At 46.5% G+C, this 17,394-nt stretch carries 7 protein-coding genes; 3 read left to right on the top strand and 4 right to left on the bottom strand.

The genetic code is table 11. The features are described from left to right. Positions 1–348: 348 nt before the first annotated feature. The 4 genes from ICL80_RS01580 to ICL80_RS01595 form a co-directional block, all read right to left on the bottom strand. A complete protein-coding gene (locus ICL80_RS01580; RefSeq protein ID WP_194214385.1) occupies positions 349–3,519 on the bottom strand; it encodes a DEAD/DEAH box helicase in 3,171 nt (1,056 codons plus the stop codon). Continuing rightward, positions 3,512–5,329: a phospholipase D family protein gene (locus ICL80_RS01585; protein WP_194214386.1), complete on the bottom strand. Its 1,818-nt coding sequence runs from the start codon at positions 5,327–5,329 to the stop codon at positions 3,512–3,514. The genes ICL80_RS01580 and ICL80_RS01585 overlap by 8 nt, the downstream gene beginning before the upstream one ends. A 5-nt stretch (positions 5,330–5,334) precedes the next feature. Next, complete coding sequence (locus ICL80_RS01590) at positions 5,335–6,552, bottom strand: DUF6361 family protein (RefSeq protein ID WP_194214387.1); 1,218 nt, start codon at positions 6,550–6,552, stop codon at positions 5,335–5,337. A gap of 75 nt (positions 6,553–6,627) precedes the next feature. Then, complete coding sequence (locus tag ICL80_RS01595) at positions 6,628–9,999, bottom strand: TM0106 family RecB-like putative nuclease (RefSeq protein ID WP_194214388.1); 3,372 nt, start codon at positions 9,997–9,999, stop codon at positions 6,628–6,630. A gap of 189 nt (positions 10,000–10,188) precedes the next feature. On the opposite strand from ICL80_RS01595, the gene ICL80_RS01600 reads away from it, so the two are divergent. Genes ICL80_RS01600 through ICL80_RS01610 form a run of 3 tightly spaced genes read left to right on the top strand, consistent with a single transcriptional unit; the run spans position 10,189 to position 17,351 of the window. After that, the gene (locus ICL80_RS01600; RefSeq protein ID WP_194214389.1) at positions 10,189–11,076 is read left to right on the top strand and encodes a BRCT domain-containing protein; all 888 of its coding nucleotides are present in this window, start codon (positions 10,189–10,191) and stop codon (positions 11,074–11,076) included. 41 nt (positions 11,077–11,117) lie between these two features. Beyond that, complete coding sequence (locus ICL80_RS01605) at positions 11,118–11,393, top strand: hypothetical protein (RefSeq protein WP_194214390.1); 276 nt, start codon at positions 11,118–11,120, stop codon at positions 11,391–11,393. An 18-nt stretch (positions 11,394–11,411) separates the two neighbouring features. Then, positions 11,412–17,351, top strand: coding sequence for a DUF3320 domain-containing protein (locus ICL80_RS01610; RefSeq protein ID WP_194214391.1), 5,940 nt, complete (start codon positions 11,412–11,414; stop codon positions 17,349–17,351). Positions 17,352–17,394: the final 43 nt, after the last annotated feature.

Below are 17,394 nucleotides of genomic sequence, written 5' to 3' on the forward strand. Positions count from 1 at the left end.
TACAACATCAGAATGAAGCCCGAAACTGGTCTCCTCCTATGTCATAGTATTAAATAGAAATCGAAACGTGAACCAACGTATATAAAAATAACTTTCTAAAAATAATAATATTTTCAATTAGATAGGAAGTATATTTCTGAAAATTTCAAGCTAACCTAAATGAAAAGCAACTCCAATCACTGGATCCGATGGTTATATACAAAATGTTACCCTCCAAGAATTCAGGGATTTATAAATCGGTCTTTAAGCGCATTATTTTCATGTGATGCACTCTCAAATGAACACCATCCTGCAGCTTTGTGGCAAAGGTGTCTTAAACTGCCCCAGTAAAGTGTTTCTGTCATAGAGTTATGTTTGACCGCTATCATCGCCCCATTGTGGCGGCTGGAGCGAAATCAAGCAGTTAGCAAAGTCTGCAACCTCGTGCTGGCCATTTTGGCTGAGACTAAACAGAAGGTCTTCCTGTCGCGGTTGGCCAAACACCATTCGATAAAGAGCCAACCCCTGCTTCAGGCGTTTGAGTTTGCCCACTTCTTTACTATATGGCAGCAATGGGATTCGGCGTTCAACACGCGCGGAACCTTCTTCAAATACCCAGTAAGGAACCAAATCGGACAAACCACGGGCTTTCCCCTTGGCGGCCATCTCGAAGAGTGTCTGCCAGGGATCCCCGCCGTCGTGAGTTCCAGAGAGAGCGCTCAGTCCATATCGCTCAGCAACATTCTTTCTGACCGCATGTCCCTTATAACGATGTACACGCCCCTCCCGCTGCTCCAGATCAACCGGGTTCGACGGCAGATTCCAATGCACGATCGCATGGCACCAGGTATGAAAATCCAGTCCCTCCTGACCTATTGAGGTCGAAGCGAGGACAAAGGGGCGAAACGGAGAATTAAAGGCATCCCTTACAGAGTCGGCACGAACCAAAGCTTGACTATTGTCGTCGCGAATATCGCCAAAGCGGAGTGCAAATCGACAGCGGGTATTGAAGTCATCCACAACAAACGCTTCTCCGCAGCTTTTTATCTCATCAATGCGTAACTGAGCCGTGCGTAGAGACAGCACCGACTGTATGCAGTCAGCAATCGCCGCGACCTGTTCTTGCTCTGAATGCTCCTGCAAGCCCAGGGACTCGCGAAGAACATGGACATACTCATCAAGCACAGCCTGAAGGTTACCATCAATGCCGTACTGGAGTGTTAATCGCCAATATGTCTCTTCACCCGCGCCGCGCAGCATGGCGATAGTTTCCGGCATGTTGAATAACGATCGGAATCCAGCCGCAATTCTGGCCGCGGCTGACAACAGTGCTGGACTATCGATTTCGAGCCCAACCGCGATACGACGAAGCGCTCGCAAGGAGCAGATGCCAGGCCCCGCCAACGCGAGATCGCAGAGCACATCCGCCAAATCGTCAGGCATGGGGCCGAGCGTGAGATTACCCTCAGCGACATTAACCAACAGATCAAGGTGATCCCTGAAGCGGGTACCCATTTCGTAGTCTAGCGTTGCAGATCTCCACCCCAACTCACTCTTACACCAATCCAGCAAGCCGTTGTGCTCGTCGATAAGGATGGGAGCCGCCCAATACCAGCGTTCGTCGGCCCGCGATCCCTCCTTACCTTCAGGCAGGGTATTAATCAAATCGCGACACACCGCCTTTACTTCGTTCTTCAATTCCCTAGCACTCAGCAGCCCACGGCGTAGTGCAATCTCCAGAGGATCGATCTGGGTGGCAAGAGTGGGCGAAGGCAGCAGCCATGCAACCACTGGCATGCCCGTCAATCGACCATCTCTATCGTTGAAATCAAAAGGTCTACCAGCTTTCCATCCGTATTGCGATGCAGGCTCATACCCCTCTACCATCCGCCGTTCTGCCTCATAGGAACAGATCGAAGCCACAGCATCGGGAACAACACTCCAAGATGAGAAGACCAGTGCTTTCGTCAGATTTTCCTTATCCCGATAAGCCCCGCCTGGTTCAATATACGCCATAGACGGTGGCATCCAGAGCAGCTGCCACATGCCCTTTTCAATAGTGTCCTCAAACAGTAAGCGCATCCTCGGGTTCGCAGGGTCGATTGTCTTGTAGCCTTCGAACTTATCTTTGCTCAACAAGTACCCGTTTGCTAACTGCAAGGCGCCTCGCAGTGCATCTGAAGGCGTACTCAACTGGGCATCTAGTTTTTGCCTCAGCTCATAGTGTTTTAAAAAATTGATTAGATACGGTGCCGATTTCCAGTACTCGATGGGCTCTCCGGCTTTGACACATACTGCCACCGCGTCTGCCGTGGCCGCGTGCTGCAGATCCTCTGGCTTAAGAGGTGCCACCCGCTCAATCTCTCTCAACATTGAGTTATGATCGCGCGTAGTAGCGATCCGCTCAGTTCGACACATCACATCAAGAAGTGCCTGCTCAAGTTCGGACTTTTTCTGTGGAAGGTCTTCCACGACGCTGGCACTTGCATAGAGCCTAGTTCGATGTGCTGACAATAGTGCCTTGACCGCCTCTACTTTTGCAGGGTCATTAAACAGAAAGTTCAGAGTACGAACAAAATCAGGATAGTGGTCGTCCTCTTCCTTCTCCTGATCGAGGGTGAACATTTTATAGGGCGTTGCGGAAAGCAGAAGGACACGAACTTCCGGATGTTCAAAGAGCGCCGTTGCCAGCATGGAGGCTTCGTCATCACCATCCAACAAGCTCTTAAAACGCTGAAACTCATCTAGGATAACCAGGTCTGGCTCAAGAGCAACAAGACACACAGATGCCAGCTTGCTCCTGAGCCGGCCAATCAGATTATAGCGCAACTCAGAATCTTCCCCAGGAATCTTGCTGTAGTCGCGATATCGAACAAAGCGGTCACAGCCCTCCTTCAGATCAGCATAGAGCTCAGCATCTGCAAGAACCGCACGGCGAAACGCTTTGGAGAGATCCGAATCCAGTTCTGGTGCAGGGAGGTTTTTGACTTTCACCCGCCAGTTTTTCTTCCCTGCTGTCGCCTGCAATATATTCAGCAGCCCTATTCGCAACCGCTTGCGGCGTTCATTCTGCGCCAAAGGCAGGTCGTACAATATCCGATAGAGTATAGCCCTTTCATCGGCGTGGCCTCCCCTGCTCCGGGCATGATCAAACGCCGTTCCCGGCGTCAAGCTGATGAAATTTACCTTGTTGTTGCGCAGGGACCGTACCTGTTTGGGCAGGTAAGTCAGGCGCGTAGCAATTGTGAAGCCTTCGGTATCACTCACGTTGAGTCGGTTGACGTTTTGGGTCGCAATCGCAGCATTGGAGCAAATATAAATCACATCTACCCGGTCCACTTTATCCTGCATGTGCTCCAAGGTTTTGGCGATGATGCCTCGAGCAACCAGCGTCTTGCCCAGACCAACCTCATCCGCAACAAGAAAACGCGACGTTGACACTGCCCCGTAGAGTCGTTGGAAAACATACTCAACAGTTGTTCTCTGAAAGTCCTTTAACCCTGCCAATGCAGGCGCGGCCAGAAATCGATTGCTAGGCATCACGTTCCCCTATCGCCGACTCAAAAACACGCCACATCCCCAGAAATTCATCTGGAACCACCGCGTTCTCGGCGCCATTTGACAGGTCCCGGACCAACCGCGAGACTTCTGATAATCGCTCCGGCTGGCGACTGAAGGTACGCGTAAGCTCTTCCAGTAAAGGAATATCCTCGCCGGCTGCCACGCGGACCAGCCATTTGGCCCAGCCTGAAGCACGCCCTCCATCTAGCCCCTGTGCTGTATCGTCACCCAGTAACAGCAGCAGGTACCGGATAAAACCTTCCTGGTTGTTGATGACCGTTTGCAGAATTGCGGCACTGCGCTCTCCAGGTATGCCTGTAATAGGAAGGTTTAGCACAAACCGGGCTGACACATCGGGATGGTTGGTCTTCAACTCAAAAGCAATGAGACCCGTGATATAGGCTGCATCACACTCCCACACCACGGGCTCACTTGATAAAAGGGAGGTTGAATGGTTGTCAGAATGTAGAGTGATTGGCCAGGCTTTAGCGCTGACAATTCCTTCCAGGGGAGGAATTTCACCAGCCATGACCAGCGACCACAAGCTCTCCTTTGTTGCAGGGGCGCATTCCAACGAGAGCTTGGTATCAGGACCTGCGAACCAATTCCGAGCATTCTCAACATCCGCTTCCGCAGCTTGACGCTCCACATCAACAATAGACTCATTGCTGACATCAAAGTCCACCAAATATTCACCCAGACCATCAGCCCCAAGAAGTTCGTCAATACCGCCAACTTTGCTCTTTTTGCCTACTAAACTCACCAGAATTTCTATATTCTTTGCCGCATTCAGCGCCGCATTGGTAGCATTGGCAGATCCCATAATCAGATGGGTGTAGTCGGAGTAATATCGGGTCTCGAATAGATAAACTTTCGCATGAAGGCCCGTTGAGAGCGGATGCTCAGCGGTTGTGTTTTCTTCGCCACCTTCGGTTTCCGCCGCATCATCCAGTTGAAGGCGCCGAGTGAAGAGTGACAGAGTTTCTTGCTTCAATGCGGATAATGATTCTGGTCGTGAAATGAGCGCATCTGCAGCTATAGATTTACGCGCCAAGACTTGCAGTGCATCATCCGAGCAGAATGGCGAAATAACAGCCATTCGATTAGCTTTCGGATTCGGAGGCTCCCAATCAAAGCCCTTTACGCCCGGCAGATGAAAAGCCAACTCATCAAAGCCCTCAGGCAGCTCCCATTCGACGTAATGTAGCGCCTCTGCAAATCGATGTGCTTGAGCCGTTCGCTCCTTGTCTTCTACGCCGGTTGCAAGATCGGGCAGCATGTCAAAGAAGTGCGCCAATGGCTTATTCAGTTCGGACTTGTGGCCAACCACAGATCCCTCAAGCTGCAGAGACAGATCCCAGGATTGATCGGTAGTCATATTCCGGCTCAGAACCACCAAGCGATACATGGCACGGCTTTGATCTGGACTAACAAAGCGAATTGCCCAGACCTTGGGATGGAATACACCGCCTCCCGGGGCAGATACCTCAATTACTGTGTTCTCCAGAAAGCCAAACAGTGGGTTGGGCTTGGCAATCTTGGGGATATGAATACGTCCACGCTGCACATAGACAGAAATACGCTTCGAGTACCGACGGAGGGCTTCAAGTACCGCTAACGGGTCGTGATCTGTCTGACCGTCGGCTGCCATAAGAGCCAAGTAGACAGGCGCCTCAAGCAGTAAGACAGGGTCCATTGAGAATGTGGTCGCCACAGCCTCATCAAAGATCATTCCTGGGGGTGGGGTCAATGCCGATGTGTAGAGGCTTCTGGAGTTTGGATTTAGCATGACTACTACTGACTCAGCCCATTGTATAAGTCGTTCAACAGCACCTGCACAGTCGGCCACCGGTAGACCAGTGTTCCGACACCCGAATATCCGCCCCACTGTTCAAGTGCTTGCTGGTTTCTGAACCGCGAGCGCACACCCTTAAGTTTCATCTCCCTTCTTTTGATCAAATTCAATGCATCAGTATTAGCCAGAAGGTCCTCAGGGGATTTGCGGGTATGTTTGATCCAGGCCTCAATAAAGAATTTTGTTTCACCGGTTACATTGTGACCGTCATTGCTAGTCAGTTCCCAAAGTCGTTCAATTGACCACTTACGAAGCTCATCCAAAGAAAAACTTTCAATCCAATTATTGAAGCTAGTCTGATGCTCATCAACAAGTGCCTCATGGTTTTTGAGCTTGGCGAGCTGAATGTTGTACAAGAGTGAAGCCCCGTGCATCACCTCAGAAAAGAGACGCGCATGGGTCAGGAGCTCTTGGTGTTGAGTGGAAAAACTGGCGTAGTCAGGGTGCTCCCATGGGGCCAGGGTATCAGCAGGCTTGCAGTGCAACACCAGAAACGAAAGCAGACTGCCAGGGCAAGCGGCCTGAATGCACTCCTGTATAAACTCTGCTTCTTCCCGGGTTAAATTGAAACCGATCTTAGCAGGAAACTTAACTGGTGGTTTCGGCAGCTGCGGATGCCAATTCTTCGTGATATCTCGTTGTTCCTGACCGAAATCATCGCCTCTGACTCTGGCGTCCTGTTCCAGTGATTCCAATGTGCCCCAATGACGATAATCTTCATCAATACGCCTGTGATACACATCCTGCGAGAATTGCGTCCGCCGTATTTTCCACTTACCGAGGCCTGCCCAATAAACCGAGCTTGGCAACCGTTTGAGGCTTTTTCCTGCCGTTTTTCCAAATACACCCGCCAGATCATCGGACTCCATCAACGCCTCAACTAGCTCCCTTTCCCGAAAGTCAGCTTGGGCGGCAAAATTCTCTGCAGGTACTCGTTCATCTTCTAGGGTGCGATAAATCCAGGGTACAAAAAGCATATAACGCAGCCGTGTCTGGATAGTACTGGTACCAGGAAATAGCTGATCGGCGAAGCTATCGCGTATAGATCCTAACCCAAGCTCATCCCGACTTTCCTTCTCCTGGAACCGAGAAAGAATGCGAAGGGTGCGTTCTCTCGCTGTTGAATCATGATCTATCCATGCAAGTTGAGATGGCACGAGTTATCTCCAAATCAGAAATTTAATTGAAAACAAGTTAATTTACACAAGGTGCCCCACGAATAATCTGTCACGTTACTCCCCTTCCACAATCGCACAGTAAAAATTAATCAGTTCCATCTGTTCTGGCTTAGACACAGGCGTGTTTGCTAGCGCAGGGCTACCCACGACTATAGCCAGAGCCTGAGCACGTGACAAAGCCACATTCAGACGGTTTTTATTGAATAAGAAATCCAACCCACGCGGGCTTTCAGTCGCGTCACTTGCACACATACTCATGATCACGACGGGAGCCTCCTGCCCCTGAAATTTATCCACGCTACCAATCTTAGCTTCTGGTCCCAGCGCCACACGGAGCTTATTCACCTGAAAATTATATGGGGCTACAAACAATATATCATTTAACGCCAAAACCCGTAATTCACCGCCCTCAATTTCCGGCCAATAATGCGTGCCCAAGAGTTCGCTGACAATATCTTTGATAACAGCAACCTCTTCATCACTACCCTGTGTATTACCCTCATGCATCACCGGCACAAATTGAACTCCGGAGCTTCTTGTTATCAATGGCCCCTTAGCCTCGATTTTATGCCTGCTGGTACTTTCCGCTGCCCTTAATCGACCTTCGTATACCTGTTCAGAAATGAGCCCTGTCACATCAGGGTGGCAGCGATATGTAACCGGAAGGAACACCCCAAGGTTATCAGGTATTGTAGCATGATCTTGCAGCAGATAGTCGAGCACTGACAGCCCGCTGTCTCCCGGATGGCTCCCCTGGATTGGCTGGCCAAGCTGCATCTGATCCCCCAGCAGTATGATATTGCTGGTTGCCCTGCTCATGCCAATGAGGTTGGCCACAGAGACCTGTCCAGCTTCATCAACAAAGAGATAGTCAAAGGCACCTGCTACTTCGTCGTTACAAAACCCCCAAGCGGTAGCACCAGTGCATTGTCCCAGATAATTACCTTTCACGCCTCCCACATGAGTTACATTCTCTTTAGAGAAAATTGGTTCGGATTTGTCGCCTCCGACCTTGACGAAATCAGCCGCAATGCCTTGATCTAGGCAATATTCTGCAGCCCCGTGCATCAGATTAAGGATGGCTTTATGAGAGTTGGAGCTTATCCCAATTTTCTTACCCTGCCGTAACAGCTCCCCAATGATGTGTTTAGCCGTATAGGTTTTCCCAGCGCCTGGCGGCCCCTGAATTGAAAGGTAACTACGATCCAGATTGACGCTAGCTTCAATTACCTCCGTCAATAAATCACCCTGATACTTAACAATGGGCCCTTCTATATTACCCTTAATGCGAGGCCGACTACGGGTGAGAAAGTCAACAATAGCGCTAGAAGCAAAGTCGGTATTGAGCAGCCCTTCAATAACAGTCTGAATACTCGCAGGAATTGGATCTGGACGCACATATTCATCGGGTACAATATCAATGGAATCAGGTAGGTTTTTTCCAGTTTTGAGAACAATCAGACCCTCCTCGGCATCATACATCTTGCACTCAGCCTTCAGATTGTCTTCCCCGAGAATATAATAACTTTTCGCTGTACCCTTGAAGGGCTGATTAGGATCAAAGCTATATTCATAGAGACTTGTTGCATTCGACCGATTAGAAACCTTTTCAATTTGAGCAGATGTACGCTGCAACCCAACAAGACAATCCATATCATCATAAAGATCAATAAAGCTTTGACCCATTCTGTCAAACAGTCGCCACCATGTCGGCTTGTTTTCTCGTCTATGAAACTCCAGTGACCAGGCTAGCACTTCCATTAGCTGGGCCCGTCGCTCATCTAAGCTCTGCAATTGCCCAGCCTGTTCTAGTAATCGATTACGGAGTTGTATCACTGCCGTGACCTCCTCCGGCACATCCTTTTCGCCTTCGCCATCAGGAAGAAGATAGGTGATCTCGTACTTTTCTTGCTGCTTGCGCAGCCAAGCCGTCAGTTCCTGCGTGCTATCACAGTCATCAATATTATAATTCCGAATATCATTCAGAGTTTTTGATGTTTCCCAGGTCTCTCCGTCAGGATTTTCACGCCAGTTTTCATAGACGATGATACTTTCACCACCATTGCCCACCTCAGTATTCCGCTTGCCCCGATAGAGTAGCTCCACTGACTTGATGGAATAATTGGGGGTCCCAATCATCAATCCCCCGGACACCACCTTATAGAGATCCACAAACACATTATTGCGCAGAAGGTTATCCACCTGCTCTTCACGGGTACCAAAGCGCCCCATCAGCTTGCGAATAGCTGCAATTTCATAATTGGCATAGTGATAAACATGCATACTGGGATCAGCTAACCAGCGTGCATATATCCAGTCGACAAAATCCTCGAATGCCTGCTTTTCCTGATCCCGGTCATGTGCCCAGAAATCAATAAATGTTCGGCTACCATCTTCGGCATAATATGTATTGCCCCACAAGTATTCTAGCCCACCATCCATATTGGGATAGCCTTCAATATCGAAGAAAACATCCAGATCACTATGGGCCGGCAACATAGCAAGTCCTTTGACTTCGCCTGCTCCATGAGGAAGGACCTCATAAGCTGGTCGCTCTTTCCCAAAAGATGCAATTTGCAGCTGAGCTTGATGGATGGCCTTCTGGAATGTGGCATCCCCCATATTAGGAATACGCTCTATATCTGTTTCAGCAAGTAACCGCATAGTGACTATGCCCGACTTTTCCAGGTTCTTAATCTGTTGTCGCGACAAGCGGGCCACTTGTGAAAGGTGGTCTTTTTCGATGAGTTCTCGGCTTGCTAGTTCACTCCACCGACCATAAGCTTTGCTAACAGCAGGGTCCGGGCGCTCCCCATCAAAGTTTTCATGAAATTCCAGAAAATTACGTTTCAGGCTCTGATAATACGCATAATAGCGAGCAACAGGCAGACGCACCGTTTCACCATTTCCTAGCTTAACAGCCATCTCTTTCGGGCGCACACCCTGGATCTTCTCTAACATGTCTATATAGCAACAAATTTGGACTATGAAGTAAGGCTTCACGGAACTGGCTAGCTTGCTGTCCCACACCTCATAATGATAATTGCCAAAGTTGCTATCACCTGACACCTTAACCAGATAATCCGAAAATCCAGCAAAACAACCATCTTTTAAGTACCCTTGCACGATCACTTCCTGACCGTCCTCCATGGCCCTGATTGTCTCGGCAGCCATCCATTCATGATTGTTGGAACGCTTCAGCTCTAGGACATCAAGTCCGTCATCTCGCATAGATTGATCAACAGCTTTTTCATGCTCATCGCCCTTGAGCTGGAGACGTTTGAGCATTTCATCCTCAGCATCCATGAACTTTTTGAGCTCAGGGCTCTCCAGCTTCAGTCGCTCCATTGCACTAGCATATGGGCTGTCCATGTATGCTGTTAAATCTGATGGTGAAAACAAAATATTACTATTTTGATACTGCATAAATCCCCCAATCTGCATTGGGAAAACAATAGCCAGAGAAATATACGAAAGCAGCCATCATTATCCCCCAATAAATAAGTGGCTAAAGTAATTTCAAATAAATACTAATAAATTTTTATGTTGAAGCCTATAAAGAAATACGCACTATTTAAAACTGTAAATTTAGCCATTAATTTTTGGGGAAATTAAATGGGCCATACTGTAAGTGATAATGCCTTAATAGCTATCCATCGTGATCGAAACAGAACAAAAATGTTTCGTAATGCCCTTGGTTTTTTACAAGGCATTGTGGCTGATGATAAAATCAATGCCACAGAGCTCCAAGCATTACACACATATATGCTTGAGTGTGCAGACCATTTTGATCACGGCGATATCGTTGATGTTTTAGACGTCACAGAAGATTTAGTTGCAAAAGCTCACATCGATAAAGCAAGCCAAGAAGACCTTTTAGGTGTCATCGACTGTATTATTGAATACCAAACCCCTGAAGACGCCCTTCAGCTAGAACGACTAGAGGAATTCTTAGGAGTTTGCTCTGGCCTGATCGCCGATGACGCTATCAACCAAGCTGAGGCTGAACGCTTTCAACAATGGCTAAATACCAATGAAGATATTGTAAGTGAATGGCCAGCTTGTGACATTTCACGCCGATTAAACAGTTTTCTGAATGATGGAATACTTGATAAAAGCGAGGCTGCCGAATTACTTACAGCTTTGAAGCATTTAGTGGGTGGAAGTTTTGCAGAAACAGGTTCAACAACCATCGGTCTCCCCATAGAAGTCACCAAACATCTGGCGCACGACCTTACTTTCGAGGGGAAAACATTCTGCTTCACTGGAAAATTCTTTTTCGGGAAAAGAGCTGAATGTGAAGCAACAACAAGAGAAATGGGCGGTTTACCGATCAAAGATGTCACCAAGAAGTTGGACTATCTAGTCGTTGGCTCAATTGCGAGCCCATTCTGGTTAACATCACATTTTGGAACCAAGATTAAACGCGTGATGTCTATGCGAGAGGATAGTTTCCCCTATCTTGTCGGCGAAGATGTATGGCGACAGTCAATAAAGCTTTGAAATAAACGACACCATCAATAGCACAGATAATGGGGGTTATCATGGCAGACGAAGAAGAAGATAAGGGTTGGCTAAGGCGTCAAACACCAAGGCCATACAAGCCTCAATCATTCTACCCAAGCAATAGACAAGACGTACCAACAAACGCCTTCAAGTTCGAAACTGTGGAGGCATCCTATGCCGAGGTGCAGCAAAAAATTGACGATTATTATCGCAAGTTTGCCCCAGCAGCCTATGCAACTGAACTAGTTTCACAACATGACAATCTGGACGGAACAATCACGCTTAAGTTCAGACGCTACCCAACAGCAGAATAAAGTTATTTGGACGGAAAAATGGAAGAGACAGCAACAAACGAGCAATTTCCAGTCACAGTTAAAGCATCCATTCTGGAACAAGTTAATTTTGCCTCACAGCAAAATGACGTGGCCGTCATTAGTGAGTTAGTACTGCATAATAATACTGACGAGGTATTGGAAAATCTAACGTTAAAACTCGTTGCTGAACCTGACATAATACAAGAACATAGCTGGACTATAGATCGGCTTCATCCACAATCAGAACTACGTATCCATAAGCGATCCGTGCACTTGTCAGCAAGTATGCTCCAAAAACTCACTGAGAGGATGACCGCGAATGTATCTCTCAGGCTTTTTCAAGGTGACAAAAGGCTTGCCTCCTTTGAGCATAAGTTAACTGTGCTCGCTAGAAATGAGTGGGGAGGAGCGAATTACATGCCAGAATTACTGGCTGCGTTCATCACCCCTAATGATCCCTCAGTAGATATACTTCTGAAAGAAGCTAGTGAGGTATTACGCCGTGCAGGTGAACATCATGCAATTGAAGGGTATCAATCGAAATCTCGCAAACGTGTCTATACTATAGCCTCAGCCATTTGGAGTGCTGTTGCAGCAAAGCGCTTAACATATGCAGAGCCACCAGCGAGTTTCGAAAGGCTTGGGCAGAAACTTCGGTCACCCAGCCAAATCTGGGAAAGAGGTTTAGCGACTTGCCTGGATACTACTGTATTATTCGCTGCAGCGTTGGAACAAGCTGGTTTAAACCCTCTGATAGCTTTCACTAATGGCCATGCTTTTTGTGGCCTTTGGCTACAACCTCAAAGCCTACAAGCGCTCACAACAGATGATTGTGTGGAAATTCGCAAACATATTGCCGCGAAAGAACTCATACTTTTTGAGACCACATTATCAACTCATGAACCTCCTGCAACCTTTAGGCAGGCCGTTAGCCGTGGACATGACAAACTTGATGAGCAATTTGAAGAAGAATTTGTCTATGCTCTTGACCTCAAACAAGCAAGGCATAGAGGAATTAGTCCACTTCCTATACTAGATGGTATAGCGCAAACAATAACCAACACTTCTAACCCGGAACCAATAGCTTTTGGTCTAGATGCTGCACCAGATCTACCTGCTTTTGATTTTGGAATAGAGATAGAAAGTGGAGCCGAAGAAACTCCCGAAACAAGGCTAGACCGCTGGAGGCGAAAACTTCTTGATTTAACGAAACGTAATCGACTTTTAAACCTCAAGCCGACAAAAACTGCAATTAAGCTTATTTGTCCCAGCCCTGCCGTTTTGGAAGATCGCCTAGCAGAAGGTGACAAGATAACTGTAATCCCTCTTGAGAAAATCACCGGAGAACAGGGAGAGAGAGATCCCGAACTATTTCGAGAGAGGACTGGAGCAGATTATGAGCAAGAATTCGCTGCACGCGCTATGGAAAGAGGGCAAATTGTAGCCGACCTTGACGCAAAAGACCTCGAAAAAGGCATGATAGAGTTATACCGAAAGTCGCGAGCTGATATTCGTGAAGGAGGGGCAAATACGTTATTCCTAGCTATCGGGGTTTTGCGTTGGAAGCAATCTGATGATGAGCAAAGAAGTTACCGCGCACCGCTCTTATTGTTGCCAGTAAAGTTAGAGAGAAAAAGTGCACGGTCTCAGGTAAAAATCGTTTTGCACGATGATGAACCCGTCTTCAACATGACACTCCTAGAAATGCTGAGGCAGGATTTTGAAGTTTCAATCCCAATGCTGGAGGGAGACCTACCAACTGACGAATCTGGCATTGATGTCCCTCTAGTTTGGGAGATTGTTCGTCGCGCTGTAAAAGAAATACCTGGATTTGAGGTCCGTGAAGAAGTTGTATTGAGCACATTCTCTTTTGCAAAATATCTCATGTGGAAAGATTTATCAGATCGGACCGAAACTCTTAAAAAAAGCTCACTAGTCCGACACCTAATCGATAACCCACGAGATCCTTACGAAAGAGATGCCGACTTTATAGAGCCCAAGGATTTAGATTCTAAAATCGAGCCTAGAGACCTTTATATGCCATTACCTGCGGATAGCTCCCAGATTGTAGCGGTACATGCCTCCGGAAAAAATAACGACTTCATCCTAGAAGGCCCCCCAGGTACAGGTAAATCACAGACTATTTCTAATATCATTGCACACAATTTGGCTCTTGGGCGCAAAGTCCTCTTTGTGTCAGAGAAAATGGCTGCTCTTGAAGTAGTCTATAATCGCTTAAAACTACATGGCTTAGGAGATTTTTGTTTAGAGTTGCACTCAAACAAGACAAATAAAAAAGCTGTAATTGATCACCTTGGTCAGTCTTGGAAATCCCGACGCCTGTTAACAACAAACGAATGGGTCTCGGAAACGTCGCGATTAGGGGAATTACGCGATCATTTGAATTCTGTAGTGCAAGAAATTCATCGGCCTACAGCAAGTGGAATTAGCCCATTTAGCGCAATAGGACGTGTTGTTCGATATAGTGATATTCACAGATTACGGTTAGATTGGGACAATAGTCTCGCCTCCGACCCAATCAAAACACCAGAGGCGCTACAAGAGCTAGAAGCCATTACAGGTCAGTTGGCGCTTGCTTTTAGCGAAATTACCTCAATAGACGCTGATACTTTTCACCTTATCAATAACGATGGTTGGTCACATGCTTGGCAAGGTCAAGTAGTAAGTGCATCACATAAGTTAGGAAACGCTGCATCTAAACTTATAGATGCTACTCAAAATTTACAAAAAGCATTTGGGTTGCCTGATCGAAGCCCTACCGAAGCTGATTTAAATGGTCTAGTTAAGTTAACAGATTGCTTGAAGGGGGCTGCAAAGGCTGACTTATCATTAGCTTTTAATGTTAATATAGATGAAGAACTAGAAATTGCAGAGTCAGCATTGGCTCAACTTAATCAATATAGGGAAATCTCCCAAAGCCTTACCCATTTAGTTAATGATGATCTAGTGTTGGAAATCCCTGCCAAGGAGCTCTTCTCTCATTGGAGAAAAAGCAATACAGCGTTCTTTGGACTGCGGCACTGGCAACAATTTTCTATCCGACGTAATTTAAAAAAAGCTGCTGGTACATCAAAATTACACCCCGAACTTGATCTTCCAAAGCTCATTTCAATGCAGTCTTGCCGCCAAAAGACAGTGGAAATGGGAACAAGAATTTCGGACACTTTACCCTGGAAAGACTTGGCTACCGATACTAATACTCTAACAGATCGAATTGACTTAATTAAGAAACTAAGAGTTGCAGTTTCGGAAAACATCTTAGACTTAAATAGTGTTTCTCAAGTGAAGCATTCACTAAAAACCTTATTCGTGGACGGTAGAGAGCTGCTCCAACCAGGATTAATAATTCCCTCCACTTCAGAAGAATTTAATATAGCATTTGCAGATTATGAGAAGAGCCAAACTGAGTTTTCAGCACTGACCCAGGCCGACTTTTCAAACGTGTCAGTAGCTGAGACTGTAGACGGTATGTCTAAAATTGACCAATCGCAAACTCAGCTAAATGCATGGTGTCGATGGTTAGGAGCAAAACGACAAGCTAACGAAAGCCAACTTGGCTCTTTAGTGGTTGCTCTAGAACAAAAAGTCGTTGACCCCACCAATGTGGTAGAAGCATTTAAAACTGCATATGCATACTGGATAGCTCCTAAACTTATTGATGACAGAGAAGCTCTTAGGGCATTTTCTTCTCTTGCTCATGAAGAGAAAATAAAAACTTTCAGGGAACTCGATCAAAAAGTTGCTGAACTATCTGTTGACTTTATTCGAGCCCGATTAAGCGGGAACATACATGCCCCTAATGATCCTTCTCGTCCACAAGGATATAAAATACTATCCCATGAAATGAATAAGCAACGAGCTCACAAACCTGTAAGACAGCTTATTAGTGAGATGGGGAACGTAATCACTTCTCTCACTCCTTGCATGTTAATGAGCCCTTTATCAATTGCACAATTTTTACCAGCGAATGCGGAGCTATTTGACCTTGTTGTCTTCGATGAAGCCTCGCAAATTACAGTATGGGACGCTATCGGGGCTATTGCGCGCGGTAAAAATGTCATTGTGGTCGGCGATCCAAAACAAATGCCCCCAACTAGCTTCTTCGACCGCTCAGCCGGTGACGAAGAGGATGGGGATGAGATGGTACAAGACCTAGAAAGTATACTTGATGAGGCACTTGCATCTGGAGTTAAGGTTCACCGTTTAACTGGACATTATCGAAGCCGGCACGAAAGTCTAATAGCCTTCTCGAATCATGCTTACTATGGCGGTGACCTGATAACTTATCCTGCATCTGACACAAGAGAAAGTGCAGTAACTTTCGTACATGTTGCGGGCCAATATCAAAGAGGAAAACGTACGAATGAAAAAGAAGCGAAAGCAGTTGTTGCCGAGATAGTTAGACGATTGACTGACTCTGAGCTGTCCCAACATAGTCTTGGGGTAGTGACTATGAATACCGAACAACAACGACTTGTAGACGACTTGCTCGATCAAGAGCGAAAGAAAAACCCTACGCTGGAACCCTTTTTCGATGAAGAAAATCCAAAGCACTTATTTGTCCGCAACTTAGAAACCGTTCAAGGAGACGAACGTGATGTAATCCTCATAAGCATAGGCTTTGGGCCGACAATTCCTGAAGCCAAAACAATGTCAATGAACTTTGGTGCTCTAAACCGAAAGGGTGGTGAGCGTAGGCTTAATGTGCTAATTACCCGTGCTGCTGAAGAAAAAATTATATTCGCTAGCTTTGATCCATCAATGATTGATCTTACAAGAACATCCGCGCAAGCCGTTCATGACTTAAAACACTACCTTGAGTTTGCCCAAAGAGGTCCTAAGGCGCTAGGCGAAGCCATACATGAAATCGGCGACCTTCATGATTATGATTCTGACTTTGAACGAGCAGTTGCAGATGGCTTAAGGCGAGAGGGCTGGACTATTCATACCCAAATAGGCGTTTCCAAATTTCGTATCGATTTGGGCGTAGTACATCCAGACAAACCAGGTGTTTATTTAGCGGGGATTGAGTGTGATGGGGCTACCTATCACAGTCTCCCTGCGGCAAGAGACAGGGACCGTGTAAGGCACGTTATCCTTGAAAACTTAGGCTGGAAACTTCTTAGACTCTGGTCAACGGACTACTTTATTAATCCTCAAGGAAGTATTGAAGCTCTTTCAAAAAAGCTACATGATTTAATCGAAGAAGATGCAAAACAGGATCAAGCCTCAGAGGATCAAAAAACCTCTAAAGTAGAGGCTGAGGTTATTGCACTAAAACCTGAGTTAAATGCAATCAGCGAGCAGGAGCAAATTTATAACGTAGAGAAGTCATCTTCGCTAGAAGCTGATGAAACAAACTCTACTTTACGGCCTATAGGTGAAGCTTTTGAAAAAAAGGTCGCTAGTTTAGATATTGTATCAGGCCAAGAAACTTCTCTAAATCCAGATAGATTTTACGCTGACGACTATCGGCCCGTGATACGAAAGTTTGCAGCAAACTTTATTGATGATCATGGCCCAATAACTTTTAAATACTTAGCCGATGCTATTGCTCGCGAACATGGCTTCAAAAGAACCGCTAGGAAAATTCGGGAAGTGGTTACTGAATCGATAAAAGGACTTCGAGCAATGAGCCATGATCCTGATGGTGAAATTATTTTATGGCCTAATGAAGCTGAATTAAAAGAACTCATCCCTTTCCGTGGCCCTGTAGTTATGGGGATAAATCGGCATTGGATTGACCTACCATATCCTGAAAAATTAGGCTTAGCAGCTCAGATGATTAGGAAGTACGGTGTTACAGAAGCGCCTCGCAAAATGGGGGAACAGCTAAACCTGAAAAGGCTGGCTTCCTCTACGATGCAAGATTTTGAAGCGGTTGTGAGTGACGTCGTTCAACGAGTGCGTGACGCCAACAATAAAAATAGCCTGTGAACAACAGCCATAAGATAAATTATGTAAATTGGACATGCCAGGC

Source organism: Kordiimonas pumila (assembly GCF_015240255.1).
Taxonomy (GTDB): domain Bacteria; phylum Pseudomonadota; class Alphaproteobacteria; order Sphingomonadales; family Kordiimonadaceae; genus Kordiimonas; species Kordiimonas pumila.

What these genes read in the sequence shown, in the direction of transcription:
- ICL80_RS01610 (WP_194214391.1), top strand. Translation starts at nt 11,412, where the DNA reads ATGGAAGAGACAGCAACAAACGAGCAATTTCCAGTCACAGTTAAAGCA.
- ICL80_RS01595 (WP_194214388.1), bottom strand. Translation starts at nt 9,999, where the DNA reads ATGCAGTATCAAAATAGTAATATTTTGTTTTCACCATCAGATTTAACA.
- ICL80_RS01585 (WP_194214386.1), bottom strand. Translation starts at nt 5,329, where the DNA reads ATGCTAAATCCAAACTCCAGAAGCCTCTACACATCGGCATTGACCCCA.
- ICL80_RS01600 (WP_194214389.1), top strand. Translation starts at nt 10,189, where the DNA reads ATGGGCCATACTGTAAGTGATAATGCCTTAATAGCTATCCATCGTGAT.
- ICL80_RS01580 (WP_194214385.1), bottom strand. Translation starts at nt 3,519, where the DNA reads ATGCCTAGCAATCGATTTCTGGCCGCGCCTGCATTGGCAGGGTTAAAG.
- ICL80_RS01605 (WP_194214390.1), top strand. Translation starts at nt 11,118, where the DNA reads ATGGCAGACGAAGAAGAAGATAAGGGTTGGCTAAGGCGTCAAACACCA.